Origin of the sequence: Rahnella contaminans (assembly GCF_011065485.1) — a bacterium.
Classification (GTDB): Bacteria; Pseudomonadota; Gammaproteobacteria; order Enterobacterales; family Enterobacteriaceae; genus Rahnella; species Rahnella contaminans.
This window is the reverse complement of the sequence record NZ_JAADJS010000001.1, coordinates 1,241,727-1,266,551: the sequence shown is the minus strand read 5'-3', so window position 1 is coordinate 1,266,551 and position 24,825 is coordinate 1,241,727. Positions and strand designations below refer to the sequence as shown.

Below are 24,825 nucleotides of genomic sequence, written 5' to 3'. Positions count from 1 at the left end.
TAAAACGGAAAAGGTTATGACAAGCCGGGAACAGGATGTGGAAAAAGAAGAAGTCTCTTCGCTTATCGCGCGGTCATGGCAACGCTGCGACCGGTTTATGCAGCGCGAAACCTGGCAGCCGCCGCATCAGGCGCAGGGGCTGACGTTTGAATCGATTTGCCGTCGCAAAACTACGCTGCTGACTATCGGCCAGGCAGCGCTGGAAGATGCCTGGGAATACATGAACAACCGGCCCTGCGCGCTGCTGATTCTGGATGAATCGGCCTGTATTCTCTGCTGCTGCGGTGACCCATACACGCTGGCGCAGCTGGCCGGTTTAGGCTTTCTGGCAGGCAGTTATTGTGCCGAAAGTATTATCGGAAGCTGCGCGTTATCGCTGGCGGCGCTGCTCGGGCAGCCGGTCAGAACCCATGGCGCTCAGCATTTTAAACAGGCGCTTCACCCGTGGTCGTTCAGTACCACGCCGGTGTTTGATAACCACGGGCGGCTTTCGGGTTCGATTTCCCTTTGCTGCCTGAATGAGCAGCAGGCGTCGTCTGATTTGTCCCTGACGCTGGCGGTCGCGCGCGAAGTAGGCAATTCACTCATCACCGACAGCCTGCTGGCGGAATCCAACCGGCATCTTAATCAGATGTACGGTCTGCTGGAAAGCATGGACGATGGAGTAATGGCGTGGAACGAGCAGGGCGTTTTGCAGTTTCTGAATGTTCAGGCCGCGACGCTTTTGCATCTGGATGCGCAGGTCAGCCAGGGGAAAAATCTCAGCGAGCTGGTGACGCTGCCCGCGTTGTTGCGCCGCGCCATCAAACACGCACGCGGGCTTAACCACACCGAAGTGACGTTCGAGAGCCAGCATCAGTTTATCGACGCCGTGATTACCCTTAAACCGATCGTTGAAGAGCAGGGCATCAGCTTTATTATGCTGCTGCATCCTGTGGAACAGATGCGTCAGCTGATGACCAGCCAGCTCGGCAAAGTCAGCTACACGTTTGAGCAGATGTCCGCCGACGATCAGGAATCGCGCCGGTTAATTCATTTCGGGCGGCAGGCAGCGCGGGGCAGTTTTCCGGTGCTGTTATGCGGGGAAGAGGGCGTGGGCAAAGAGCTGCTCAGTCAGGCCATTCACAATGAAAGCGAATGCGCCGGCGGCCCGTATATTGCGGTGAACTGTCAGCTTTATGCCGACAGCGCGCTGGGGCAGGATTTCATGGGCAATGCGCCCACCGATGATGCTAAAGGGCGGCTCAGCCGTCTGGAACTGGCCAACGGCGGCACGTTATTTCTGGAAAAAATTGAGTATCTGGCGCCGGAGTTACAGTCGGGTTTGTTGCAGGTGATCAAGCAGGGTGTCCTGACGCGGCTGGACGCGCGGCGGCTGATCCCGGTGAACGTCAAAGTGATTGCCACGACGACGGTGGATCTTTCCGCGCTGGTCGAACAAAACCGCTTCAGCCGTCAGCTTTATTACGCGCTGCATTCTTTTGAGATTGTCATCCCGCCGCTGCGGGCGAGGCGCAGCAGCATTCCGTCGCTGGTACATAACCGGCTGCACAGCCTTGAAAAACGCTTTACGTCGAAACTGAAAGTTGATGACGACGCGCTGGCACAGCTGGTGGCGTACTCCTGGCCGGGCAATGATTTTGAGCTTAACAGCGTTATCGAAAATATCGCTATCAGCAGTGAAAATGGCCGTATCCGCCTGAGTCATCTGCCGGAATACTTATTTTCTGAACGTCCGGCGGGCGAGAATCCGTCCACGCTGATGCCAGCCAGCCTCACGTTTTCTTCCATCGAGAAAGAGGCCATTATCCACGCCGCCCGCGTCACCAGCGGCCGTGTCCGGGAAATGTCTCAGCTTTTAAACATCGGGCGAACCACGTTATGGCGGAAAATGAAGCAATACGAGATCGATGCCAGCCAGTTTAAACGCAGTCATTCGAACTGATTGCGGCTAAATTTGCAGGTATAATCCAGGAAATTATTCAACGGATTTAGAAACGAAGATGACAAAACTCACCTTACAAGAGCAGCTGCTGAAAGCGGGACTGGTAACCTCCAAGAAAATGGATAAAGTCCAGAGAACGGCCAAAAAGTCACGCGTTCAGTCGCGTGAGGCCAGAGCGGCTGTGGAAGAAAACAAAAAAGCCCAGCTTGAGCGTGACAAGCAGCTTAACGAACAGCAAAAACAAGCGGCTTTGTCGAAAGAACATAAAGCGCAGGTGAAACAGCTGATTGAGATGAACCGTATCGACATTTCTAAAGGCGATATCGGCTTTAACTTCACCGATAATAATCTGATTAAAAAGGTTTTTGTCGATAAGACAACGCAGGCTCAGCTGATCAGCGGCCGTCTGGCGATTGCGCGTCTGGTCACGGAGAGCAATGGTGAGAGCCAGTACGCGATTATCCCCGCCAGCGTCGCGGATAAAATTGCACAGCGTGACGCCAGCAGCATCGTCTTAAACAGCACGCTGAGCCAGGAAGAGCAGGACGAAGAAGATCCGTACGCTGATTTCAAAGTGCCTGATGATCTGATGTGGTAATCAGCTTCAGAACGGGCTGTTACACCGCGCGCTGACCGGTTTTCCGCTGACCGGGTGAACAAAATTCAGTTCACTCGCGTGCAGCATTAAGCGCGGTGTCTTTTCGGTGCCGGGCAGCAGAAGGCCGCCATACAGGTCGCAGCCTAAAATAGGGTGGCCCAGTTGCTGGCAGTGGATGCGCAGCTGATGGGTTCGCCCGGTTTCCGGGGTCAGCTGCACCCGCGTCAGCGGCAGTAACGTTCCGTCTTCCCGTTTTTGCTCAAAGCGCTCAAGCACCCGATAGTGCGAGCGGGCGGGCTTTCCGCTGATTTCGCAAATTGACATCAGCGGGAACAGCGCCGGATCTTTAGCAATCGCCGCATCAATCAGCCCTTCATTGTCCGCCACATATCCGCAGAGCAGCGCGACGTAGAATTTCGTGACCGTACGCTGGCTGAACTGCTGGCAAAGGGCGGCATTAATCGCCTTATTCCGCGCAATCACCATCAGCCCGGAAGTCCCGAAATCAAGACGATGCACCAGCGTGCAGCCGGGGAAAATCCTGACCAGCCGGTGATGGACGGAATCGAGGTTTTGCGGGTTTTTGCCCGACAGACTCAGCAACCCGGCAGGTTTATTGATCAGCGCCAGATGATCGTCCTGAAAGAGGATCTCTATTTCGTCATGACACGGCGGGGCAACAAAAGTATCGATAATCGCGGACATCAGGCTAACCGAAGGGAAAGTGGGAGCGGATGATAACCAATTTTCAGCCCGCTGACGACCCGGCTGATCCGATGCAAAGCAAAACGCCCGCTCAGGTTTTCTAAGCGGGCGTTTTCAGATGCGATCTCAAATTCAGTGCGGCTTTGGCGACTTCATCAGTATCGCCGTCAGTGCCGAAAGCAGGCAGCCTGCCATCAGATAAATAGCTACAGAATGCCATTCACCACCGGAGAACGTCAGCAATGCGGCAGCAATAAACGGCGTGAAACCGCCACCCACCACGCTGGCAACCTGATACCCCACGCCCGCACCGCTGTAGCGATAACCGGCGCCAAACATTTCCGTAAACATCGGCTGTTGCACGCAAACCACCATGTCGTGGGCGATATTCGCCAGCAGCAGCGAGAAGATCACCACGCCCACAATTGAGCGCGCTTCCAGTGCCATAAAGAACGGGAAAGCGCTTAGCGCACCGACGATTGCGCCGGTAATGTAGATACGGCGTCGCCCGAACCGATCGGCCAGCCAGGCGAACATCGGGATGGTCAGGCAGCTCACACCGCCGATCAGCAGCCCGATATTCAGAAACAGTTCGCGTGACATCCCCAGATTATGCGTCGAATAGTTAAGCGCAAACGCGGTGACGATGTACATCGTCAGCAGTTCGCACAGGCGCAGGAGAATGATTTTCAAAAACGCGCCGGGGTGGCTGATTAGGGCTTCGAACACCGGCAGACGCTTTTTGGCCTGCTTCGGCTGTTCTGCCAGAGCACGTTCGAACTCGACGGACTCTTCCATACCGTTTCGTACCCACAGCGCGCCCAGAACCAGCACAATGCTGAACAGGAAAGGCAAACGCCAGCCCCAGCTGAGGAACTGCTCGTTGGTGGTCAGGCTGCTGATAAGTGAGACCAGCCCGGTAGACAGCAACAGGCCAACGCCATATCCCATCTGGATCCCGCTGCTGTAAAAAGCTTTCTTGCCGGAGGGCGCACTTTCAACGGCCAGCAGCGCGGCGCCGCCCCATTCACCGCCCACGGCAAACCCCTGAATAGCGCGCAGCGTGACCAGTAAAGCAGGTGCCCACCAGCCAATTGCAGAATACGACGGAAGAATACCAATACACGCAGTGGCGATGCCCATGATCCAGACGGTCATCATCAGCATGCGTTTACGGCCTAAGCGGTCGCCGAAATGACCGAAAACAATGCCGCCGAGGGGGCGGAATAAAAAGCCCACGCCAAAGGTTGCAAACGCCGCAAGCGTGCCCGTCGTCGGGTCGACCTGCGGAAAGAATTCGCTGTTAAACACCAGTGCCGCGGTAATGCCGTAGAGTAAAAAATCGAACCAGTCGACCACGGCCCCGGCAAAACTGCCCCAGGCAGCGCGGCGTGCGCGGTTAAGTGAAGGTATCTCCTTATCGGGGCGGGGAGTAATGAGCGTGGAGTCCATAGTTGTTCTGACCGTTCCTTAAATTTCTAAAATTTTTAGTTATTAAAATAGGCAAAAAGGTAATACGTCGTGCACAGCAAAAATCAGCCGCTGTTGAGACTACAGGGACAGCCGTCAGGTTAAAACGCTTTTGCAAAAACAGCAGGTTTGAAAGGGAGATTTAACTCAGGGAATGCGGATGCGCAGATAATTATCCGGCGGCGGAGGGCAATAAGCGATGATGCTGAGCGTGCGGATCCGCCCGAAAAACGGGGAAAACACAAAAGCAAGACGCCCGCTTAAGTTTCCTTAAGCGGGCGTCTTTAATTTGGCTCCTCTGACTGGACTCGAACCAGTGACATACGGATTAACAGTCCGCCGTTCTACCGACTGAACTACAGAGGAATCGTTGGAACGGGGCGAATAATAGCGACTGGCCGTGGGCATGTCAAAGGGGAAACTGCATAAATGCGTGCGTTTGATGATACTTTAGGCAAGTTGTTGAGAATAGAGTCAAAAAGGCCCGTTTTTGCATGCAAACAGGCCTTTTAAAGGTTAACGCAGTTCCGCGCAGGCGCGGGTGATCCGTTCGCAGGCTTCCTGCAGGCGGCTATCGTCAATAGCGTAAGCGATGCGCAAATAGCCTGGCGCTCCAAAAGCGGAGCCCTGAAGTGTGGCAACATGAGCGGATTTCAGGAGATAAGCCGCAAAATCTTCGTCCGTCCTGAGAATATCGCCCGAAGCCGTTGTTTTACCTAGCATTCCCTGACAGTTTGCGAAGACATAAAAAGCGCCCGGCGGTGTATCCGCGCTGAGCCCGCTGATGGCATTAACGCAATTCATAATCATCGTACGGCGGCGTTGCAGAATTTCTATCCAGCCGGTGATGAAATCGCTGCCCTGTTCCAGCGCGGCGACCGTCGCGGCCTGAGAAATTGAGCTCGGGTTGGAGGTGCTTTGAGATTGCAGAATTTGCATCGCCGAGATCAGCCACGCGGGGCCACCTGCGTACCCAAGACGCCAGCCGGTCATCGAGTAACCTTTGGAGACGCCGTTAACGGTCAGAACTCGGCCTTTCAGGCGCGGTTCAACGTCTGCCAGGGTGGCAAAAATGTCCGGCACAAAACAAATTTGCTCATAGATATCGTCGGCCATCACCAGTACGTGCGGGTGATCGAGCAAAACGGCGGCCAGCGCGTGTAATTCTGCGGCGCAATACACCGCACCGGTCGGGTTGTTCGGGGAATTAAGGATCACCCAACGGGTTTTCGGCGTGATGGCGGCCGCCAGATCTTCCGGCTGCAATTTCCAGCCATGCTTCTCGTGGCAGGGCACAATGACCGGTTCGCCTTCTGCCAGCGCGACCATATCCGGGTAAGACACCCAGTATGGCGCAGGAATGATGACTTCATCGCCCGAAGAAACTGTGGCTAAAAGAGCATTGAAGATCAACTGCTTGGCACCACTGCCCGCAATCACTTCATCCGCGCGGTAGCCTATCTGATTTTCGCGATTAAACTTAGTAATGATGGCCTGTTTGAGCGCGGCAGTACCGGCGACAGCCGTGTATTTTGTGTCACCTTGTACAATCGCGTCGATGCCTGCCTGCCTGATATGTGCAGGCGTATCGAAATCAAGCTCGCCTTCGCCGAGGTTTATGACATCCATGCCCGCCGCACTCAGCGAGCGGACCTGGTCGGAAATCGCCGCCGTCGGCGAAGGGCGCACACGACGTAAACGTGGTGCTAGAAAGTCAGCAGACATTGTTTCCCCTGTTTGAACAATAACAAAATTGTATTATGTGAATCATTAAAACCAATTTAAACTTATCATTCTTCTTTTTGCTTTGCTCATAATTTATTCGTACAGAGCAGCTTTTTTGCCGGCGGAAATGGTACGGCAATCCCTATACTGACTCTGGGGTCAGCGGGTTGCCTGAACTTTCCTTCTATTTTTCAAGGTTCTCTTATGGCTTTTATTTTTGTTGCGCATGACACACCGGAGCCTTCTTTGTACGGGGCGATGGCGGCAATACTGGCTGCACAAAAACATTTACCGCTGGCGCATCTGCCGGTGAGCTGGGACGTCGCGTTGTATCCCGATGCCTGCCAGCACGTCATCGGGGAAGGGCAACTGATGACCAGCGGGTTGTTATGGACCGAGAGGCTCAATCCGCAGAGCGCCGGTAAAGTGATGGAGCTGGGCGAATTACTTGAAACCTATGGCACGCAGGATGTCATTATCCCGCTCGGGCCGATGCAGCTCATTCAGTTCACGCAGATTGCCCGGCAGGTGCGTGAAAGCGCGTTCGATTATGAGCTGATCAACGTGGAGCGTTCAAATCAGGGCTATGCCTTCAGCCGCCACGGTATGGAAGATGAATCTCTCGGTTGCTGGTGGCGTGATAACTACGGGCGCTGGATAAGCAAAAATACGCCACCGCAAACCCGCACGACATTACGAATTGCCCTGGTCGGCGCCCAGTCTGACCAGTGCAGCGTTTATCCGGCCACGCTGGCGGCGCTGGGTGATGCGGCAGATGCGCTCGCGCTTTCGCTGGATATCGTTTACGCCGCGCCCATGGCGCTGGAAGATCATCTCCATGAAATGATGGAAAACGTGGACGGCATTTTGTTGCCGGGCGGAGCGGCGATGTGTAACGTCAGCGGGCAAATCAGTGCCGCGCATTACGCGCTGAACCGCAATATTCCGATCCTCGGGTTATGTCTCGGAATGCAAACCATGACCACGGCCATCGTGCAGAAGATGATCGGCTCTTTGCAGGCTAATCTTGCCGAAGCCGACCCGGACGCGGAGATCAAAACCTTTGTTCCGCTGAGCAATACGCCGGCGTTTCCGGTTCACCGGCTGGGCAACCATACGATGCTGACGCAGCCCGGCAGCAAATTGCACGAGATCCTGGGCGAGACGTTTACCGTGCGCTATAACCACCGTTTCCATCTTGAGCCGGCGCTGAAAGCCGGGCTGGAAGCGTACGGGCTGCGCATCAGCGGGACCGATCTTACCGGGCAGATTGCTGACGGCATTGAATTCCCGCGACACCCTTTTTATCTGGGCGTTCAGGGGCATCCTGAGCTGTCGTCACTGCGCATAAAACCGCACCCGTTGCTGACAGCGTTTTTGAAAGCGGCGGCGTTAAAGCGCAGTTAACACCGGACCGGCCCAGTTCTCCATGAGCAGGCCGTCGATGCGTGAGAATTCTCTCAGGTTGTTGGTCACCATGACCATGCCTGCGCTGCGGGCCTGTGCGGCAATATGCATGTCGTTTACGCCGACCGGGCTGCCGCTTTTTTCAAGCATGGCGCGGATATGCCCGTAATGCGCGGCGGCTTTCTGGTCGTAATCGACAATGCGCAAATGGGAGACGAAATCTTCGATGACCTGCCTGTTTTTTTGCGGGCTCGCGCTTTTCTCTACGCCGTGCAGTAACTCTGCATAGGTTACCATGGAGATCGCCATGTGATCGGCGTGCTGATTGAATTTCGCCAGCACGCTCATCGGACGCCGCTTCAGGATATAAATGACAATATTGGTATCCAGCAGGTAAGTCAGCATTAAAACGTATCCCGATCCGTCTGGTGTTGAGAGCCGCGTTCTTCCATAAAATCAGCGGAAACGCTGAGGTCGCTGTGGAAGAAATTATCCCATGTGCTTTCAGCCGGTGTGAGTACCAGCGAGTTCCCTACCTTTCTTATCGTCACAGTCTTTACCTCATCAGGAAAACGGCACTCTGCCGGAATACGAACGCTTTGCGTCCGGTTATTTAAAAATACTGACCCTTTTGACATGGTGCTTTCTCCAGTTACGTGACCTTAGCCCGACAAATAGCCCGACAAATTCTGGCTAAAGTTTACGCGCCTGAAAAATATAGTGCAAAGGTATATACGCGGAGTGTGAAAGACAACGAAAGAAATCAGCGGATGTTGGATTTTGCGCGATGGCTCGGGGAAAAGGCTGCAACAAAAGAAAATCCCCGCAATATTTACGGGGATCCCTGGAAAACGGGGGTTACTTCAGCGTGACGCCGGAACGCGGGTCTGCCGCCAGACGCTGCAATTCCTGCTCAACCAGACTGATGATCCCGGGTTCCAGATCAATCAGCGGCGCGCGAACGTGGTGGCCGTCGAATCCGCGCAGGTTCATGGCCGCTTTCACCAGTTGCGGCTGGCCGTAACGTCGGGCGAGTGCGCGGTACGGATACCACAGGCGGTGAAGTTCGCGGGCGGTGTTTGCATCGCCGCTTTCCAGCGCGCGATAAGTCGCCAGAATAATTTCCGGCAATGCGCCGCTGTTGGTGGTGCTGATGCCGTCGAAACCGCACATCATCGGGCCTAAGAACGCCAGGTCTGAGGCGCAGAACAGACGCAGACGTCCGCCCAGCCGGTTGGCAATCTGGTCGATCGCCGTCGGGTTCAGATCGCCCTGTTTGATGCCAACAACGCCTTCGATATCAGCCAGTTGTTCCAGAACGACTGGCGGCAACGTGATGCCAATGCCCGGCGCGTTGTACACCAGAATGCCGGTGCGCGATAACGGCGCCATCTCTCTGAAGAAGCGGATGATTTGTGCATCGGTGACTTCAGAAACAAACGGTGGTGTCACCATCGGCAGGCCGCCAAGGTCGCCCGCCAGTTGTGTTAAATCGCGCACCACGCGGGCGTCGGAACCGGCGCTGCACAGCATGACCGGCACGCGGTCGCCGACCACTTCCATCACGTGGCGGAACAACGTGGCGCGTTCGTCAGCGGTCATCGCCGGGAATTCGCCGTAGGTGCCCCCGATCAAAATACCGTCATAACCCAGCCCGATAACGCGTTCGATATTGCGCGATAATCCGGCAAAATCGAACTCACCGCTGGCGGAAAACGGCGTCACGGTAATGTTAAAAATACCTTTCAGGCGGGCCTGACTTTCACTGATGTCTTTCATTTATTCAATTCCTGTAAAACGAAGCGGTTGGCAAAATCAGAGTAAATACAACGGGCGGTCAACCGTACCCAGCGCGCGATAACCGGTTTCGGTCACGACAATTGTTTCGCTGACGCCCACGGTAAATTCGCCGTAAATACGCAGTGCGGGTGGAATGTGGAAAGTCATACCCGGCTGTAATTCGGTGGTGATGCCGCTATAGAGGCTGAGGATGGCGCCTTCGCCCCAGTCAGGTGCGAACGAAATGCCGATGGAATAACCGGTGCGTTTCTTGAAATTATCGGTGTAACCGGCGCGGTCAATCACGGCCTGACAGGCCAGATGCGGCGCTTCGCAGGTAGCACCCGGACGGATCGCGTCGAGTGCGGCCTGCAATGCTTCCTGACACACTTTTTCCATTTCCAGTGCAACCGCGGGCGGTTTGCCGAGCCAGGCGGAACGCATCAGAGCCGCGTGATAGCGGTCATGCGTGGCGGCCATTTCGAGGAAAATCGGGTCGTTGTCGAGGATTTTACGGCGACGCCAGGTTCCGTGCGGCACGCCGGTGCGCGGGCCGGTGGACACCAGCGGTTCCATGCCCATGTATTCTGAACCGGCGGCAATGGCCGCGCCTATCATGGCAGAAACCAGATCGTTTTCAGTGGCTCCGGCGGCAATGGCGGCGCGTCCGGCGAGCATTCCGGCGTCAACGTAACGGGCCGCATGCGCCATTTTTTCCAGCTCGGCGGCGGATTTCACTGCACGCAACTGTTCGATAACGCCCGCGGCGTCGTGGATTGTGCCGATCTCAGCCTGCAAGGCTTCATAAACCGCAATGGGAAAGAACCAGCCGCGTTTGTCGATGCCAATCCGGCTCTTCATCCAGCCACGCGCTTTCAGCACGTCGAGCAGGAAATTCACCGGATTATCGCCGTCGGTGTAAATCGCCGCGTCGCGGATAAAGGTGTTGGAGATGAAGTTGAAATATTCCAGCTGGCGGATAACAAACACCGGATCGCCTTCCACCGGCAACACCAGCGTCTGGAATGTGTAATAGCCCGGCGTCTGCTGGCCGGTCAGATAAAAGATGTTTTCCGGGCCGGTGATGACCATGACGTCCAGACCGGCATTCACCAGTAACTGACGCGCCCGCGCGATACGCTGCTGATACTCTTCTTCGTGAAACGCGGATTCCGCGCCGGGAACGACGCTGCCAAGGTCTGGCAGGGAAACTGACTGTGCTTTCATTGTGCAAACTCCTGAATACATTCTGCCTGAGAAGGGGTGAAGCTGATGCCCAGCCCTGCGCCGGACGGGCTGCTGAGCATCCCCTGATGATAGGAAAGGCCGTGAACCGGGTCGTTGCCCAGCCCGTCAGCACCGTAAAGTTCGGCATAACGCGGCTGGGTGGCGCGGGCGACGTGCAGGGCCGCAGCGGTCGCGGCGCCTCCCTCATTCATCTGACCAATCATGAATGGCACACCGGCGGCGGTCAGCCGTTTGGCAGCCGCCAGCGTGGGGGCAATGCCGCCCATTTTGACCAGTTTCAGATGCGCCATAATTTTGCCTTCGAGCTGCAAAATGCGTTCTAAATCAGCCTCACTGCTCATGCTTTCATCGAGCATCAGCGGCACCGGGCTGGCGGCGGCCAGTGCCGGATAAAAGTGCGCATTGGCATCGGAAACCGGCTGTTCGAGGTAGCTCATCTCGAATTTCGCCAGCGCCAGCAGATGACTACGCGCCTCTTCCGGCTGCCACTGGCCGTTAGCGTCCGCCGATAAGCTGATTTCATGGCCGAAACGCCGCCGCAGGGCGCTGAGCCGCGCTTCGTCTCCGGCAAAGGATGCGACGCCGACGCGCAGTTTCAGCTGCGTAAAACCCCGTTCGACATAGGCCGTGGCCTGTTCGAGCATTTCATCCATGGGCGTCCAGAACAGCGTCTGGTTGGTGTGATAACTCACCGTTTCGGCATTTTCTGCGCCCGCCAGTTCTGCCACGCTGAGCCCGTTCTGGCGTGCAATCAGGTCATGCAGCGCGATGTCTATCAGCATTCGCGTCGGCGCGAGAAAATCGGCTAAAAGCGCCGGAAGATTCAGCAATAACGTACTGGCAGGCTGGCTGAGATCCAGCTGGCGCAGGGCGCGGATCACATCACTTAATACCAGTTCGGCGTTGTAGCCGTTGAGATAAGCAATGTTGATCCGTACTTCACCGATGCCGTTAAAATTCTTCTCCTCCAGCAACAGATACAACGTATCCAGCCCGGAAATGGTGCCGGATGACGCGGTGTGCAGTTGCAGGTGCGGATAGCGTAAATCGGCGCGATACAAAGTGGCTTTCACCGGCGGCTCCTCAGCGTTTGAGCATTTTCAGCGCGACGTCGCAGTAGATTTTGCTGCCCGCAATGAATTCGTCGATCGGGATAAATTCATCAGGCTTATGCGCCACCGCCAGCGAACCCGGGCCGATAATGATGCCTTTGGTGCCGAGACTGCGGAAATGCACCAGATCGCAACCGCCCTGAAAACCGAACGGTCCGGGTTCCGGATTGCCCTGTGCGGCGCAGGCTTCAACGCCCGCCAGCACAATCGGGTCTTCGGAATCGGTTTCGGTCGCGCCACCGGTGGTCGGTTTAAAGGTGATGATTTCGCTGCGGACGCCGAATTTGTCGTGAGCCAGTTGCAGTAAATCCTGAATTTCCTGTTTTACCGCATCTTCGTCTTCGCCCGGCACCATACGGCGGTCGAGCAGTAATTCGCAGGCACCCGGCAGCACGTTATCGGCGTGTCCGCCGCTGATGCGGGTAACGGTCAGGCTGGCGTTGCCGACCAGCGGATGGCACCGGCAGCGCACGCTGTGTTCGTGGCTTTCTTCGACCAGACCGAGTAACTGCGCGGCGCGGAAAATGGCGTTTTCGCCCAGCTCCGGAGTGCCGGAATGCGCGGTCACGCCGTGGACGCGAACCAGCGGCCGCAAACTGCCTTTGTGCGCGGAATAAGTGGTGTTGGAGGTCGGTTCGCCAATCACCACGTAATCAATGTGAGCAGGCGCTTCGCGGACATAAAACTTCGCGCCCTCGCTGGCGACTTCTTCATCAGCGACAAAAATCGCCATCAGCGTGCCGCTCCAGTCGTTACGGTTGGCGGCCAGCCAGCGCATGGCTTCGATCATGGCGATCAGCGGGCCTTTGGCGTCGCAGGCTCCGCGGCCAAATAATTTGCCGTCGCGCTCGGTCAGTGTGAACGGATCCTGTGCCCAGCCTTCTCCGGCGGGCACCACATCAATATGCGTATTAAAGGCAAAACACGGGCCGTCACCGTTTTCCAGGCGGCCAATGACATTGGTGCGCCCCGGCGCGTATTCGCTGAGCGTCATGTCGAAGCCGATTTCACTCAGCATCTGGCTGATGAGGTCGGCCGCTTCACGTTCGCGCCCCGGCGGGTTCTCGGTATTAATCGCGACCAGTGCGGCCAGATCGCGTTTCATTCTGCTGATATCGGGCGATGAAAGGCTCATCGGTGTCTCCTGAAATATCTTTTTGTGGCAAAACTGGCCCCTGGTGAGGGCGCAATACGGGGGTGGTTCTGGGTAAAAGGATCAATGTAAAATCTGATCCAGGAAGCGCTGTGCCCGCAGGCTGACGTCGCCGCCGAAGAATTTTTCGCCGGTCGCGTTTTCGATAATCTCGCCGTTTTCCATAAAGACGATTTGATTGGCTGCGCGTTTCGCAAAGCCCATTTCATGCGTAACCACAATGCTGGTCATGCCTTCCGCACTGAGATCTGCCATCACATCCAGCACTTCGCGGATCATTTCCGGATCCAGCGCCGATGTCGGCTCATCAAACAGCATCAGTTTGGGCTTCATGGCTAACGCCCGCGCAATCGCGACGCGCTGCTGCTGACCGCCGGAAAGTTCGTCCGGGAACGAATCGGCTTTATCAGGAATGCGCACTTTGCCCAGCAGTTCCAGCGCCTGCGCTTCGGCCTCGCTGCGGCTGACGCCGAGCACGGTCATCGGCGCGAGCATGATGTTTTCCGCCGCCGTCAGGTGTGAGAACAGTTCATAGTTCTGGAATACCATGCCGATGTCCTGCCTCAGTTTGTGCGGCTCAACGCTGGCATGCGTGATGTCTTTATTGCGAAAGAAAATCGAACCACCCTGAACCGGCTCCAGCAAATTAATGCAGCGCAGAAGGGTGGATTTCCCCGAACCCGAGGGGCCGATCAGCACCACGGTTTCCCCTTGTGCCACATTTAGGGAGCAGTTTTTCAGAACGTGCTGGGGGCCAAAATGTTTATCGACGCCGATGATTTCCAGAACCGGTTTGGATTTACTCACGGGCTTCTCCTCAGTTTGGCGTGCTGCTGCGCAGCAGGCGTTCGGTCAAAGACAGCGCAGGTTTCTTGCGCTTTTTCGGATCCAGCGAGCGTTCCAGCCAGGCCTGTCCGATCATGAAAATGGACGTCAGCACCAGGTAATAAATCCCGGCGGCGCACAGCGCTTCGAAATAACGGAAGCTGGCGCTGGCAGTCTGGTTGGCGATAAGCAGTAATTCCTGAACGGCTATCACCGAGACCAGTGCGCTGGATTTGAGCATGCTGATCATCTGGTTGCCCATTGGCGGCAGCACGATGCGCGCGGCCTGCGGCAACACAATCTTGCGCATGATCTGACTTTGGGTCATACCGAGCGCCATCCCCGCGGTGCGCTGACCGCTGCGCACGGCCTGTAAACCGGAGCGCAGAATTTCAGCCATATACGCGCCTTCATTTAAGGAGAGCGCCATAACGGCGCAGGTGAACGCCGAGAAACGCAGGCCGAAAGTCGGCAGTACGTTGTAGACAAAAATAATCTGGAACAGAACCGGCGTGCCGCGAAACAGCCACAGATAAAAGAACGCCAGAACGGAACCCGCCCGGAAGCGGGATTCCTGGAGCAGGGCCAGAATCAGCCCTGCAATAATGCCGAAGAACAACGAGCACACCGTTAACAACAAGGTCATTAATGCGCCCTGAAAGAACGCCGGTGAGAACAGGTATTGCCAAACAAGATCAAGCGACATGAACTTTCCTCAACGTCAGGGCAAAGCTTTAAGGCCGGACTTCACAACATCAGAAAATGGACACTGAAGCCGGGAACTGCCATTTGGTGATGAGTTTCTGGTACGTGCCGTCTTTCACCACGTCCTGTAAGCCTTTTTCCAGCAGGGATTTCATTTCGGCATCACCTTTACGCACCGCAAAACCAATGTGCGTGTCGGTTTCAAACTCCGCGCCGACGGCTTCGAAGGTGTCGCCTTTTTCGCTCAGCAGCGCGACCGCGCCCGGCGTGGAGAGGAATTCGGCGTCAGCGCGTTTCTGCGCCACAGCGACCGCAGAATCGGTCGCTGCCGGGAAGGTCAGCACGGTGAGCGCCGGTTTTTTGGCATCCAGACATTTCTGGTTATCCGCCCGCGCCTGACTTTCCTCAATACCGCCCAGGGTGACGGCGATGTTTTTGCCGCACAGCGATAAATCGCGGCCAGTGATTTTTTCCGGATTGCCTTTCACCACAATCACCCGGCTGCCGATTTTCAGGTAAGGCACGAAATCAACCTGCTCAGAGCGGGTCGGGTTGATGTACATCGCGGAGTTGATGATATCCAGACGTTTGCCCTGCAACGCCGGGATCAGTCCTTTGAATTCCATCGACATCGGTTCCGGGGTCAGCGCCAGCTTTTTCGACAACGCGGTGATGAGGTCGATATCGAAGCCGGTCAGCTTGCCGTCTTTCGTAAATTCAAACGGCATGAACGTGGCGGCGGTGCCGTACGTCAGCTGACCTTTGCTGACCAGAGCAGGCGCGGCGGCCTGGCTGAACAGCGGGGCACTCAGGCAAATTGCGGCCAGAGAGACGGCGGCATATCGGCGCAAAAAAGCTTTTTTTGACATGACAGACTCCAGTTTCCCATGAGCAGGATTGCTCTTTGTGTCTCATTAAATACAATTAAATTTGCGAGTCAAGGCTCTTTTTTGGTGCATTTGTTGCACGATTTGGGGGCTTTTTAACCAGACTTCACCATCCTCAAGGCTTGTGATATTGTACAAACCTAAACAACAAATACTTTCAGGTGTTGCTATTCCATGACCCAAACTACGACAGCCAGCGGAAGGCGTCTGGCAAACCAAATCCTTGACCTGATACGTGAAGCAAAATTTGAGCCAGGTCACCATCTGCGGGAGCAACAATTAGCCGATATGCTCGGCGTTTCCCGCACACCGGTGCGTACCGCGTTGAAATTGCTGTGTGAGTTGGGAATTATCGAAGCGCGCCGCAATCAGGGTTTTTTCCTGCTGAAAGCCTTCGATGAACTTCAGCGCATCAGTATCGATATTCCTGCCACCAGCGATCAGGACCTGTACGAGCAGCTGGTCAAAGACCGTATCGCCGGAAAATTGCCGGATTCCCTGACACAAACGGAAATCGCCCAGCGCTATGAAGCCGATCGCGGCGTGCTGGCGCGCACCTTGCTCCGGTTATCTGAGGACGGCCTGATCGCCCGTAACAAGGGACATGGCTGGTCATTTTTACCGACGCTCAACACCGACGTGGCGCTGAGCAACGGCTACGGATTCCGCCTGATGATTGAACCGGGCGCGATGTTGGGTGCGGGATTCCACGCCGACAAAAGCGCGCTCCGGCGGCTGCGGATGCAGCATATCTATCTGATTACTCACCCCGATATTCTTGCCGTTGATGGCCGTCAGATTTTCGAAACGGACGCCACGTTCCACGAAATGCTGGCGGAATTCAGCGGCAATATTTTTGTTTTACAGGCGATCCAGCAGCAAAACCGGCTGCGACGCCTGCTTGAGTTCGGCAGTTACACCAATAAACAGCGTGTGCGCGAATGGTGCGGCGAACACGTCGCCATCATCGACGCCGTGCTGGAAGGGCGGATGGAGGAGGCGGCAGAAATGATGCGCAGCCACCTGCAATCGGCTTATCAGATGGTGCTCAACAAGGTCAGCAAAGTTGGGTAATCCTTTGATTGAAATTTAATTTTTCATACGTTAACCAGAGGAAAAAGTGATGGATTTTGGGATTCAGGGCCGCGTGGCGCTGGTCAGCGGCGCGGGCGGCGGTCTGGGCCGGGCCATGGCGATTGCGCTGGCAGCGGAAGGCGCTCAGGTCGCGGTGTGCGGGCGAACGCTTGCCGCATTGCAGGAAACAGTCAGCCTTATTGAAGAGCAGGGCGGAACGGCGCAGGCGTGGGTGCTGGATCTTACGGCACCGGAAAGTTTTGACGATGTGCTGATGCAAATCCGCCGCACGTACGGGCCGGTCGGTATTCTGGTCAACAACTCCGGCGGGCCGCCACCGACCAAAGCCGCAGGGGTTGCGCCGGAACTGTGGCAAAGCCAGTTTGCGACGCTGGTCAGCCCGCTGATTCTTCTCACCGACAAAGTGCTGCCGGATATGCATAACGCAGGCTGGGGGCGGATTATCACCAGCACTTCGTCCGGCGTTGTGGCGCCGATCGCGAATCTCGGAATATCCAACACGCTGCGCATGGCGCTGGTTGGCTGGTCAAAAACGCTGGCATCTGAAGTGGCGGCTGACGGTATTACGGTGAACGTAATGGTGCCGGGGCGGATTTCCACGCGGCGTCTGGGGCAGCTGGATGCAGCGCGAGCCGGGCGTGAAGGCGTTACCGTTGAAGACGTCGCGGCGAAAAGCGCGGCTGGCATTCCGGCGAAACGCTACGGCAAACCGGAAGAATACGGCGCGGTGGCGGCATTTCTTGCCAGCCAGCAGGCTTCTTATGTGACCGGTTCTGTTATCCGCGTTGACGGCGGAATGATCCCGTCGGTGTGATTTTTTTACGGCAAAGGCCCCGAGGTTTTGCGGGGGGCTTTTGCCGGTATTAACCTGACTAATCCTGCAACCTTGTTCATAAGAATGCATTATGTTGGTGCACCACGATGGAGAGTTCGGTTTTATTTCATTTAAGTTTTTTAACCCCGCCGGTTTTTTCAACGTCTCAGCAATCGTTTTTTCTTATGTTCCGTGGCATTAGCGCGCGGTAAGCCGCTATTTCATCTGCCCCACGGAGATTGGCGCAGATCTTGCTTTTATCAGTCACGCTAATCATTACCGAACGGTGTTCCCTTTCCGGGCCAAATGGAGACAGAGATGAATCTCAGACGTCTGAAGTACTTCGTGAAAATCGTCGATATCGGCAGCCTGACGCAGGCCGCTGATGTTCTGCATATCGCACAACCGGCACTGAGCCAGCAACTGGCGACGCTGGAAGGGGAATTGCAGCAACAATTGCTGATTCGCACCAAGCGCGGCGTGACGCCCACTGAAGCCGGGAACATTCTTTATTCACATGCTCAGGCGATTTTGCGTCAGTGTGATCAGATCCACGGTGCGGTGAACAGCGCGGGTCAGTCGCTGAGCGGGCAGGTGTCCGTCGGGCTTGCGCCGGGCACTGCGGCTTCCCAGCTGGCGCTGCCGTTATTGCAGGCCGTGCGTAAACAACATCCGGGCATTTTGTTGTATCTCAACGAAAATTTCGGCACGGCGCTCGGGGATTTAGTGCTCAACGGCCGTATGGATATGGCGGTGTTGTACGGCACAAATAACGACGTCGGGCTGAGCAGTCAGCCGCTGATGAAAGAAGATTTGTATCTGGTCGGCACGCATGCCGTGCCCAATCCGGGAAAATATGTCGAGCTGTGTGATGTTGCGAAACTCAACCTGTTCATGCCGCGTTCATACAACGTGATGCGCCGTCTGGTTGACGATGCCATGGCGGTTCGCCGCCTGACGGCCAATATTATCGGTGAAATCGAGTCCTCCGCCACGCTGACGGCTGCCGTTGCCAGCGGGCTGGGTGCCACCATCTTGCCGGAATCCGCCGCCCGCGCCATGACGGGCCCGGCCAAAGCGTGGATGTCGTGCATCAGCAGCCCGGCGATTCAGGTTCCGCTTTCATTGTGTGTTTCAGAAACGCTGGCCCTGTCGCAGGAAGCGGCGGCGGTGAAGAAAATCTTGCTGTCGCTGGTCTTTGAACAGACCACGACAGAAGCAGAGCCATTGCTGGCGGCGAGCTGACTGCGTTGTAAAAACGTCCTCCCCTTTTACAAGGGGAGGTATTTTTCAGCATTTAACACGGGCACTTGCCCATCTTCCCGCTTTCACTCGGGAACCGCGCCTCCAGACACCGGCGGTGAAACTCCCGCTCAGTCATGGGGGCTATTTCCGGGTGCCTCACCTGCATATGTGCCACGTAGTTCCCATAATCCTGAACCCCCACCATCAGCCTGAAACTTTGCGCCGTACGCTTAACGGCCAGTCTCAGCCACCCGGCGATGTTGTGCGGTTTCGGCTCGACGATGAACAGCGGACGGCAGCGGATGATATGGAACGCGGTAAGCCGGGGCGTTTTAAATAACGAACGTGACTCAGACATGGCGCGCCTCACGACGGTGCACAACAGCCGTTTCGTGTACCGTTGGTGTGGCAGAATTTAGCGCACGGCGGACAACGAAGAACGCTGAAATCAGCATAGTGACCGCCACCAGCATGAAGAACCCGCACAGAATGGCGTTAATCTGATTGTTCAGCACGATGGTATGCATATCCGCCAGCGTTTTAGCCGGTTTGATGATTTCCCCGCTTTCGATCCCCGCATTGAATTTTTTCGCCTGCGCCAGGAATCCGATTGACGGTTTTTCGTGGAAAATCTTCTGCCAGCCCGCGGTCATGGAGGTAATAAACAACCAGACAGTCGGCAAAATTGTCACCCACGCATAGCGCTGTTTTTTCATTTTGAACAGCACCACAGTACCCAGAATCAGCGCCATGGAAGCCAGCATCTGGTTACCGATGCCGAATAATGGCCACAGAGTATTGATGCCGCCTAAGGGATCGACCACGCCCTGATAAACGAAGAAACCCCAGCCCGCTACGGCGACTGTTGTCCCTGCAATCGTCCCCACCCACGACCGGTTATTCGCCAATGAAGGAACCGCTACGCCCACCAGATCCTGCACCATAAAGCGGCAGGCACGGGTACCGGCATCCACGGCGGTCAGAATAAATAATGCTTCAAACAGAATGGCGAAATGATACCAGAACGCCATCATAGTGCGGCTGTTGAAAACGTCGGTAATAATGTGCGCCATGCCGACCGCAAAGGTCGGTGCGCCCCCCGCGCGGGAAAGAATCGACTGCTCGCCCACGTCTTTGGCGATTTGGGTCAGAACGTCTGGCGTGATGACAAAGCCCCAGCCGTTAATCACCCGCGAAGCGCTTTCCACCGTGGTCCCAATAAGCGCCGCCGGTGAGTTCATCGCAAAATAGACGCCGGGATCGATAACTGACGCACAAATCAGCGCCATGATCGCCACGAACGACTCCATCAGCATCGCGCCGTAACCGATAAAGCGGATATGGCTTTCGCGTTCAATCAGCTTCGGCGTGGTGCCGCTGGAGACCAGCGCATGGAAACCGGAAATCGATCCGCAGGCAATGGTGATAAACAGGAACGGGAACAGGCTGCCGGAGAACACCGGCCCGCTGCCGTCAATAAAGCGTGAGACGGCGGGCATTTTCATCTCCGGCATGGCGAAGACGATACCCACCGCCAGACCAATGATTACGCCGATTTTCAGAAACGTTGAGAGATAATCACGCGGCGCCAGCAACAGCCAGACCGGCAGAACTGAGGCGATAAAGCCGTAAATCACCAGAACCCAGGTCAGCGTGGTGCCGTGCAGCGTAAAGAACGGGCCCCAGACCGGATCCGCTGCGACATTTCCACCGTACACAATCGCCAGCATCATCAGCACGAAACCCATCACCGATACTTCGGCGATTTTTCCCGGACGCAGAAAACGCATGTAAATGCCCATAAACAGAGCGATGGGAATCGTGGCTGCGATGGTGAACAGACCCCACGGACTGTCGGCCAGCGCTTTCACTACCACCAGCGCCAGCGCGGACAGGATAATGATCATCACGCCGAGCGCGCCGAGCATGGTCACGACGCCGGCAAAACTGCCCAGCTCCTGCTTCGCCATTTCACCCAGAGAGCGGCCGTCACGGCGTGTCGAAATGAACAGGATCAGGAAGTCTTGTACGGCACCGGCGAGCATCACACCGACTAAAATCCAGATGGTGCCCGGCAGGAAGCCCATTTGTGCGGCAAGGATCGGGCCAACCAGCGGACCGGCTCCGGCTATTGCTGCGAAATGGTGACCGAATAACACCCATTTGTTGGTCGGCACATAATCCAGCCCGTCGTTGTGGCGTTCGGCGGGGGTCATGCGGTTATCATCGAGTTCGAACACTTTTTCAGCGATGAACAGGCTGTAAAAACGATAGGCAATGCTGTAGCAGGCAATGGCGGCCACCACCAGCCACAGGGCGTTGACGTGTTCTCCGCGGCTTAAAGCCAGCATCCCGAAGGCGAAGGCGCCGATTAACGCCACCACCAGCCAGGTTATCCCGGACTTGACGCTTTTCATGATGTACAACTCCTTGTCAGGGGTCCTGCTCAGGCAGGCCACTTTTTATGTAGAGAGTGTGATGTAGAGGTAAGACGCGCAGACCCGATTCAGGTTGCGACATTGTGAAAATTCCGTTTAAAAATAGTGTTTTTAAACGGAGGAGTGTGGAGTTAAGGATGAAAATGTGATGTGGCTGACGCTTTAGAAGGGGAATGCTGGTCGGATGACATCAAAGTTGTGAGGCTTCATCACTCTGCCTGAGTGAAACGGCGCGGGTGGCTGATTTTTTCTTTCGCTTTACCCGAACAAAGCACGATGCCGGATGCAATCAGCAGGGCGCTGATCAGATGGAAATTGTGCAAAGAGATATTCAGGAACAGGATACTCAGCATCCCGCCGCTCAGCGGGATCAGATGTGAGTAAATTTCGCCACGTGTCGCGCCAATCGCCTGGATCCCTTTGTTCCACAGCAGATAGGAAAGCCAGGAAGGGAAAACCACCAGACAGGCCAATCCGCACAGGAACCCGGCGCTTGTGTAGGAACTCAGTGCGTGATGAACAGGGGTTAAAGAGGAGAACGCCAGTACTGGCAACAGGATCAGCGCCCCGATAACGGCGCTGACGGCCACGAATGCGTTTCCACCCACGCTCTTTGGTTTGATACGCAGAAAGGCACAATACAACGCCCAGCTGATGGCTGATCCCAGGGTCCAGACATCGCCGCGGTTCAGATTTTTAAGTGTCTCAATGTGCAGTAAATCTCCCTGCATGACCAGCCAGACCACGCCCAGTGAACTCCTCGTTAAGGCTGGGGGAAACCGACTTTTGCCTGCTGCTGACCTCGAATTTTGCCCGCGAAACCGACCTGAAAATCGAAACGTTTATTCGCTCGCCGCGAAGACTGTGGATTTCGCAGGGGCATCCGTTGCTCAGTAAGGCGGTTATTCATCTGGCTGATATCGCCAGCTTGCCTTTTTTGTTGCTCGATACTGACGAATATCCCGATGTGATACGCGGGCACTGGCATACACACGGCGGCCAGCCGAATGTGGCGTTTACTACCACGTCATTCGAAACGGTGCGCAGTCTGGTGGCTAAAGGTCGGGGCGTGACTCTTTTGTCGGATCTGGTGTACCGGCCATGGTCGCTGGAGGGATTGCGTGTCATGCGGCGCACGGTGGAGGACAGTACGACGTATATGGATGTGGGCGCGGTGTTATCCGAAACGCTGGCGCTTTCGGAACCCGCCGCCGTGGTGCTGGATTATCTGCGGGTCATGATCACCCGTCATGGCGAAGATGCCTGAGGGCGCGAGCCAAAAAAAACCGGCCTGTGAGAGGCCGGTTAATCTGTCTCAGGTCAGAAATTATTCTGCGGAAGCAGGTTTTTCCTGGCCCGGTTTGTGGTCACGCATCTGTTCCATTTTGGCAGCGCGTTTCTGGTAGTTTTCGTTGAACTGTTTTTTCTGCTCAGGCGTCAGCAGGTTATACATTTTGTTCTCAGCACGTGCGCGATCCAGCATGCGGTCGGACTGTGCTTTGGTGATGGTATCAATCTGCGATTTCACTTTCGCTTCATCGAAGCTGTCTGAAGCAACTAAGGTGTGCATCTGATCCATCTGCGCTTTCATTGCAGCGCGGTCAGGGCGCGCGCCGCTGTCTTTCATAATTTCTTTCATCTGAGTTTTCTGCTGCTCAGTCAGGTTCAGACCTGCAAACGGGTTCATATGATGCGGGCCTTTATGGTGCATCATTTTGCCGTGAGTCGCAGCAGGTGCGTCAGTTGCCGGAGTGGCTGTGGTTTCAGCAGCAAACGCGAAAGAAGCAGAGCTCAGAGCCAGAGTTGAAGCCACAATCATTGCGGTAAGTTTACGCATAATTAAATTCCTCATTGGAGATTCAGGCACATCGCCCGTTTTGTTTCGACGAAAGCAAGTCTACTGAATCCAATGAATAGTAATGCGAGCAAGATGTAAAAGAGTGAAAGCCGAAGTGTCACTTTTCAACCGATCGTGGAGAAAATGTTTAGAAAGCGTAAGGTTGCGCGAACAGGCATGACTGGAAGTTCAGATAAATCTGAGTAATGCGGTGAGTTCATACATTAACATGGTGAATGTTTGGCCGCCAGACTTCTTAAGTAAAGATTGTTTGCTGTTGATGCCGGGTTTACATCGCCGGAAGTGGGCAAGAACCGGCATAATAGTTACCCTTTCGTTAACACTTTATATAACAGTGCAGAGTGCTCATGACTGAATCCCGCTACGAAACGCTTGCGCGCACCTTGCGCAGACAAATCGACACTCAGGTCTGGCTGCCGGGCGACCGCCTGCCTTCCTTACGCGAGTCCTGCAAACAGTCCGGGCTGAGCCTGATGACGGTGTTACAGGCGTACCAGCTGCTGGAAAGTCAGGGCGTGATTGTTGCGCGCCCGCAGTCCGGCTATTACGTCGCAGCAGGTTTGCAGCGCCCGGTTCGCCGTCAGCCCGATGAACGCCTGCACGCTGCCGAGCAGGTAGACGTCAATGATGCGATTTTCGATATCCTGAAAGCGGGGCAGGATCCTTCCGTCGTACCGCTGGGTTCGGCATTTCCCGATCCGACCTTATTCCCGCAGCCGCGCCTGGCGCGATCGCTTGCCAGCGCCGTCCGCCGTATGTCACCGCACAGCGCCACCGCCAATTTGCCGCCGGGCAACGAAGAGCTGCGCCGCAGCATTGCCCGCCGTTATGCTCAAAATGGTATAGAAGTTGCGCCCGATGAAATCGTCATTACGTCCGGCGCGATGGAGTCTTTAGGGCTGAGTTTGCAGGCCGTGACCGAGCCGGGCGACTGGGTGGCGATTGAGTCTCCGGCATTTTATGGTGCGTTACAGGCCATAGAGCGGCGCAAGTTAAAAGCGATCGCTATTCCGACCGACGTGCGTTTTGGTATGGATCCCGATGCGCTGGAAAAAGCGCTGGAAACCTATCCGATCAAAGCCTGCTGGCTGATGTCGAGTTTTCAGAACCCGCTCGGTTGTACGATGCCGTCCGAAAATAAGGCGCGGCTGGTGGATATCCTTCAACGGCATCAGGTGGCGTTAATCGAAGATGACGTTTACAGCGAATTGTATTTTGGCAGTGAACGCCCGGTGCCGCTGAAGGCGTCAGCGTATCGCAGCGAAATTCTGCATTGTTCTTCATTCTCTAAATGTCTGGCACCGGGTTTTCGCGTCGGCTGGGTGGCGGCAGGGAAATACGTTGAGCGTATTGAACGGTTGCAGCTGATGAGTACGTTATCCGCCAGCGTGCCGGTGCAGCTGGCGCTGGCAGATTTCCTGCAAAAAGGCGGGCAGCAGGGCGGTTACGACACCCACTTACGCCGCCTGCGCCGGGTGCTGGAACAGCGGCAAATGGCGATGCATCACGCCATCATCAAAGAATTCCCCGCGCAGGTTTCGGTTTCCCAACCGCAGGGCGGCTATTTCCTCTGGCTCGATTTGGGCGATAACGTGGACGCCGCACGGGTCTATCAGCACGCACTGGCCAAAGGCGTCAGCGTCGCGCCGGGCACGATGTTTTCCGCCGACGAACGTTTCCGACATTGTTTGCGCATCAACACGTCATTCGAATGGGGACCGCACACCGCCCGCGCTATTTCAGTGCTGGCGGCGCTGGTGGGGGAAGAAATTAGGGGGTGACCGGGAAGTGTTTAACCTCCACCGCCTTTTCAGAC

The 24,825-nt window shown here is 55.8% G+C and carries 23 protein-coding genes, 1 tRNA gene and 1 pseudogene; 8 read left to right on the top strand and 17 right to left on the bottom strand.

Going from position 1 to position 24,825, the window contains the following annotated elements:
- Positions 1–16: 16 nt before the first annotated feature.
- Positions 17–1,945: a dihydroxyacetone kinase operon transcriptional regulator DhaR gene (gene dhaR / locus GW579_RS05665; protein WP_165058004.1), complete on the top strand. Its 1,929-nt coding sequence runs from the start codon at positions 17–19 to the stop codon at positions 1,943–1,945.
- Between the two features lie 58 nt (positions 1,946–2,003).
- The gene (locus GW579_RS05660; RefSeq protein WP_165058002.1) at positions 2,004–2,543 is read left to right on the top strand and encodes a DUF2058 domain-containing protein; all 540 of its coding nucleotides are present in this window, start codon (positions 2,004–2,006) and stop codon (positions 2,541–2,543) included.
- 6 nt (positions 2,544–2,549) lie between these two features.
- On the opposite strand, the gene GW579_RS05655 is transcribed toward GW579_RS05660, so the two are convergent.
- The 4 genes from GW579_RS05655 to GW579_RS05640 all read right to left on the bottom strand — a co-directional run bounded on the left by GW579_RS05655 (position 2,550) and on the right by GW579_RS05640 (position 6,443).
- Positions 2,550–3,248, bottom strand: coding sequence for an RluA family pseudouridine synthase (locus tag GW579_RS05655; protein WP_165058001.1), 699 nt, complete (start codon positions 3,246–3,248; stop codon positions 2,550–2,552).
- 132 nt (positions 3,249–3,380) lie between these two features.
- Positions 3,381–4,700, bottom strand: a complete 1,320-nt coding sequence (gene shiA, locus GW579_RS05650; RefSeq protein ID WP_165057999.1) for a shikimate transporter — start codon at positions 4,698–4,700, stop codon at positions 3,381–3,383.
- Between the two features lie 308 nt (positions 4,701–5,008).
- Positions 5,009–5,084: transfer RNA gene (locus tag GW579_RS05645), tRNA-Asn, on the bottom strand.
- A 150-nt stretch (positions 5,085–5,234) separates the two neighbouring features.
- Entirely contained in the window at positions 5,235–6,443 is a 1,209-nt protein-coding gene (locus GW579_RS05640) for a pyridoxal phosphate-dependent aminotransferase (protein ID WP_165057997.1), read from the bottom strand.
- 204 nt (positions 6,444–6,647) lie between these two features.
- Between GW579_RS05640 and GW579_RS05635 the strand changes: the two genes are divergently transcribed.
- Complete coding sequence (locus GW579_RS05635) at positions 6,648–7,850, top strand: glutamine amidotransferase-related protein (protein WP_165057995.1); 1,203 nt, start codon at positions 6,648–6,650, stop codon at positions 7,848–7,850.
- On the opposite strand, the gene vapC is transcribed toward GW579_RS05635, so the two are convergent.
- From vapC to GW579_RS05590, 9 genes are all read right to left on the bottom strand, one after another.
- Positions 7,836–8,255 carry a type II toxin-antitoxin system tRNA(fMet)-specific endonuclease VapC gene (gene vapC / locus GW579_RS05630; RefSeq protein WP_165057993.1) on the bottom strand — a complete coding sequence of 140 codons (420 nt, stop codon included), beginning with the start codon at positions 8,253–8,255 and terminating at the stop codon, positions 7,836–7,838. The genes GW579_RS05635 and vapC overlap by 15 nt on opposite strands.
- Positions 8,255–8,488: a type II toxin-antitoxin system VapB family antitoxin gene (gene vapB, locus GW579_RS05625; protein WP_152326865.1), complete on the bottom strand. Its 234-nt coding sequence runs from the start codon at positions 8,486–8,488 to the stop codon at positions 8,255–8,257. The genes vapC and vapB overlap by 1 nt, the downstream gene beginning before the upstream one ends.
- 220 nt (positions 8,489–8,708) lie before the next feature.
- Complete coding sequence (locus GW579_RS05620; protein ID WP_152326866.1) at positions 8,709–9,629, bottom strand: dihydrodipicolinate synthase family protein; 921 nt, start codon at positions 9,627–9,629, stop codon at positions 8,709–8,711.
- Positions 9,630–9,665: 36 nt separating this feature from the next.
- On the bottom strand, positions 9,666–10,856 hold the full coding sequence (locus GW579_RS05615; protein ID WP_235937316.1) for a M24 family metallopeptidase: 1,191 nt from the start codon (positions 10,854–10,856) through the stop codon (positions 9,666–9,668).
- On the bottom strand, positions 10,853–11,950 hold the full coding sequence (locus GW579_RS05610) for an enolase C-terminal domain-like protein (RefSeq protein WP_165057991.1): 1,098 nt from the start codon (positions 11,948–11,950) through the stop codon (positions 10,853–10,855). Before GW579_RS05610 ends, GW579_RS05615 begins: the two co-directional genes overlap by 4 nt.
- 10 nt (positions 11,951–11,960) lie before the next feature.
- Entirely contained in the window at positions 11,961–13,124 is a 1,164-nt protein-coding gene (locus GW579_RS05605) for a M20 family metallopeptidase (protein WP_206738760.1), read from the bottom strand.
- A gap of 81 nt (positions 13,125–13,205) precedes the next feature.
- Positions 13,206–13,949: an amino acid ABC transporter ATP-binding protein gene (locus GW579_RS05600; protein ID WP_152326870.1), complete on the bottom strand. Its 744-nt coding sequence runs from the start codon at positions 13,947–13,949 to the stop codon at positions 13,206–13,208.
- Positions 13,950–13,959: 10 nt separating this feature from the next.
- Positions 13,960–14,673: an amino acid ABC transporter permease gene (locus GW579_RS05595; protein ID WP_165057989.1), complete on the bottom strand. Its 714-nt coding sequence runs from the start codon at positions 14,671–14,673 to the stop codon at positions 13,960–13,962.
- A 49-nt stretch (positions 14,674–14,722) separates the two neighbouring features.
- Positions 14,723–15,541, bottom strand: coding sequence for an ABC transporter substrate-binding protein (locus GW579_RS05590; RefSeq protein WP_152326872.1), 819 nt, complete (start codon positions 15,539–15,541; stop codon positions 14,723–14,725).
- 192 nt (positions 15,542–15,733) lie between these two features.
- Between GW579_RS05590 and GW579_RS05585 the strand changes: the two genes are divergently transcribed.
- The 3 genes from GW579_RS05585 (at position 15,734) to nac (ending at position 18,713) form a co-directional block, all read left to right on the top strand.
- Complete coding sequence (locus GW579_RS05585) at positions 15,734–16,633, top strand: GntR family transcriptional regulator (RefSeq protein ID WP_165057987.1); 900 nt, start codon at positions 15,734–15,736, stop codon at positions 16,631–16,633.
- 49 nt (positions 16,634–16,682) lie between these two features.
- Entirely contained in the window at positions 16,683–17,468 is a 786-nt protein-coding gene (locus GW579_RS05580; RefSeq protein ID WP_152326874.1) for an SDR family oxidoreductase, read from the top strand.
- 318 nt (positions 17,469–17,786) lie between these two features.
- A complete protein-coding gene (gene nac, locus GW579_RS05575; RefSeq protein WP_165057985.1) occupies positions 17,787–18,713 on the top strand; it encodes a nitrogen assimilation transcriptional regulator NAC in 927 nt (308 codons plus the stop codon).
- Between the two features lie 52 nt (positions 18,714–18,765).
- On the opposite strand, the gene GW579_RS05570 is transcribed toward nac, so the two are convergent.
- The 3 genes and pseudogenes from GW579_RS05570 to GW579_RS05560 form a co-directional block, all read right to left on the bottom strand.
- Positions 18,766–19,071, bottom strand: a complete 306-nt coding sequence (locus tag GW579_RS05570) for a YbdD/YjiX family protein (RefSeq protein ID WP_165057983.1) — start codon at positions 19,069–19,071, stop codon at positions 18,766–18,768.
- Complete coding sequence (locus tag GW579_RS05565; RefSeq protein WP_165057981.1) at positions 19,064–21,130, bottom strand: carbon starvation CstA family protein; 2,067 nt, start codon at positions 21,128–21,130, stop codon at positions 19,064–19,066. Before GW579_RS05565 ends, GW579_RS05570 begins: the two co-directional genes overlap by 8 nt.
- A 230-nt stretch (positions 21,131–21,360) precedes the next feature.
- Positions 21,361–21,909 (bottom strand): annotated as a pseudogene (locus tag GW579_RS05560) (DMT family transporter); the annotation flags it as partial.
- Here GW579_RS05560 and GW579_RS05555 point away from each other — a divergent pair.
- Entirely contained in the window at positions 21,903–22,418 is a 516-nt protein-coding gene (locus tag GW579_RS05555) for a LysR substrate-binding domain-containing protein (RefSeq protein ID WP_165057979.1), read from the top strand. The pseudogene GW579_RS05560 and the gene GW579_RS05555 sit on opposite strands and share 7 nt — an antisense overlap.
- 60 nt (positions 22,419–22,478) lie before the next feature.
- On the opposite strand, the gene spy is transcribed toward GW579_RS05555, so the two are convergent.
- Positions 22,479–22,988: an ATP-independent periplasmic protein-refolding chaperone Spy gene (spy, locus tag GW579_RS05550; protein ID WP_152326879.1), complete on the bottom strand. Its 510-nt coding sequence runs from the start codon at positions 22,986–22,988 to the stop codon at positions 22,479–22,481.
- A 368-nt stretch (positions 22,989–23,356) separates the two neighbouring features.
- Here spy and GW579_RS05545 point away from each other — a divergent pair, with 368 nt between their 5' ends.
- Positions 23,357–24,790: an aminotransferase-like domain-containing protein gene (locus GW579_RS05545; protein WP_165057978.1), complete on the top strand. Its 1,434-nt coding sequence runs from the start codon at positions 23,357–23,359 to the stop codon at positions 24,788–24,790.
- Positions 24,791–24,825 lie beyond the last annotated feature (35 nt).

Coding starts and splice junctions, on each gene's coding strand:
- dhaR (WP_165058004.1), top strand. CDS start 17: ATGACAAGCCGGGAACAGGATGTGGAAAAAGAAGAAGTCTCTTCGCTT.
- GW579_RS05660 (WP_165058002.1), top strand. CDS start 2,004: ATGACAAAACTCACCTTACAAGAGCAGCTGCTGAAAGCGGGACTGGTA.
- GW579_RS05655 (WP_165058001.1), bottom strand. CDS start 3,248: ATGTCCGCGATTATCGATACTTTTGTTGCCCCGCCGTGTCATGACGAA.
- shiA (WP_165057999.1), bottom strand. CDS start 4,700: ATGGACTCCACGCTCATTACTCCCCGCCCCGATAAGGAGATACCTTCA.
- GW579_RS05640 (WP_165057997.1), bottom strand. CDS start 6,443: ATGTCTGCTGACTTTCTAGCACCACGTTTACGTCGTGTGCGCCCTTCG.
- GW579_RS05635 (WP_165057995.1), top strand. CDS start 6,648: ATGGCTTTTATTTTTGTTGCGCATGACACACCGGAGCCTTCTTTGTAC.
- vapC (WP_165057993.1), bottom strand. CDS start 8,255: ATGCTGACTTACCTGCTGGATACCAATATTGTCATTTATATCCTGAAG.
- vapB (WP_152326865.1), bottom strand. CDS start 8,488: ATGTCAAAAGGGTCAGTATTTTTAAATAACCGGACGCAAAGCGTTCGT.
- GW579_RS05620 (WP_152326866.1), bottom strand. CDS start 9,629: ATGAAAGACATCAGTGAAAGTCAGGCCCGCCTGAAAGGTATTTTTAAC.
- GW579_RS05615 (WP_235937316.1), bottom strand. CDS start 10,856: ATGAAAGCACAGTCAGTTTCCCTGCCAGACCTTGGCAGCGTCGTTCCC.
- GW579_RS05605 (WP_206738760.1), bottom strand. CDS start 13,124: ATGAGCCTTTCATCGCCCGATATCAGCAGAATGAAACGCGATCTGGCC.
- GW579_RS05595 (WP_165057989.1), bottom strand. CDS start 14,673: ATGTCGCTTGATCTTGTTTGGCAATACCTGTTCTCACCGGCGTTCTTT.
- GW579_RS05590 (WP_152326872.1), bottom strand. CDS start 15,541: ATGTCAAAAAAAGCTTTTTTGCGCCGATATGCCGCCGTCTCTCTGGCC.
- GW579_RS05585 (WP_165057987.1), top strand. CDS start 15,734: ATGACCCAAACTACGACAGCCAGCGGAAGGCGTCTGGCAAACCAAATC.
- GW579_RS05580 (WP_152326874.1), top strand. CDS start 16,683: ATGGATTTTGGGATTCAGGGCCGCGTGGCGCTGGTCAGCGGCGCGGGC.
- nac (WP_165057985.1), top strand. CDS start 17,787: ATGAATCTCAGACGTCTGAAGTACTTCGTGAAAATCGTCGATATCGGC.
- GW579_RS05570 (WP_165057983.1), bottom strand. CDS start 19,071: ATGTCTGAGTCACGTTCGTTATTTAAAACGCCCCGGCTTACCGCGTTC.
- GW579_RS05565 (WP_165057981.1), bottom strand. CDS start 21,130: ATGAAAAGCGTCAAGTCCGGGATAACCTGGCTGGTGGTGGCGTTAATC.
- spy (WP_152326879.1), bottom strand. CDS start 22,988: ATGCGTAAACTTACCGCAATGATTGTGGCTTCAACTCTGGCTCTGAGC.
- GW579_RS05545 (WP_165057978.1), top strand. CDS start 23,357: ATGACTGAATCCCGCTACGAAACGCTTGCGCGCACCTTGCGCAGACAA.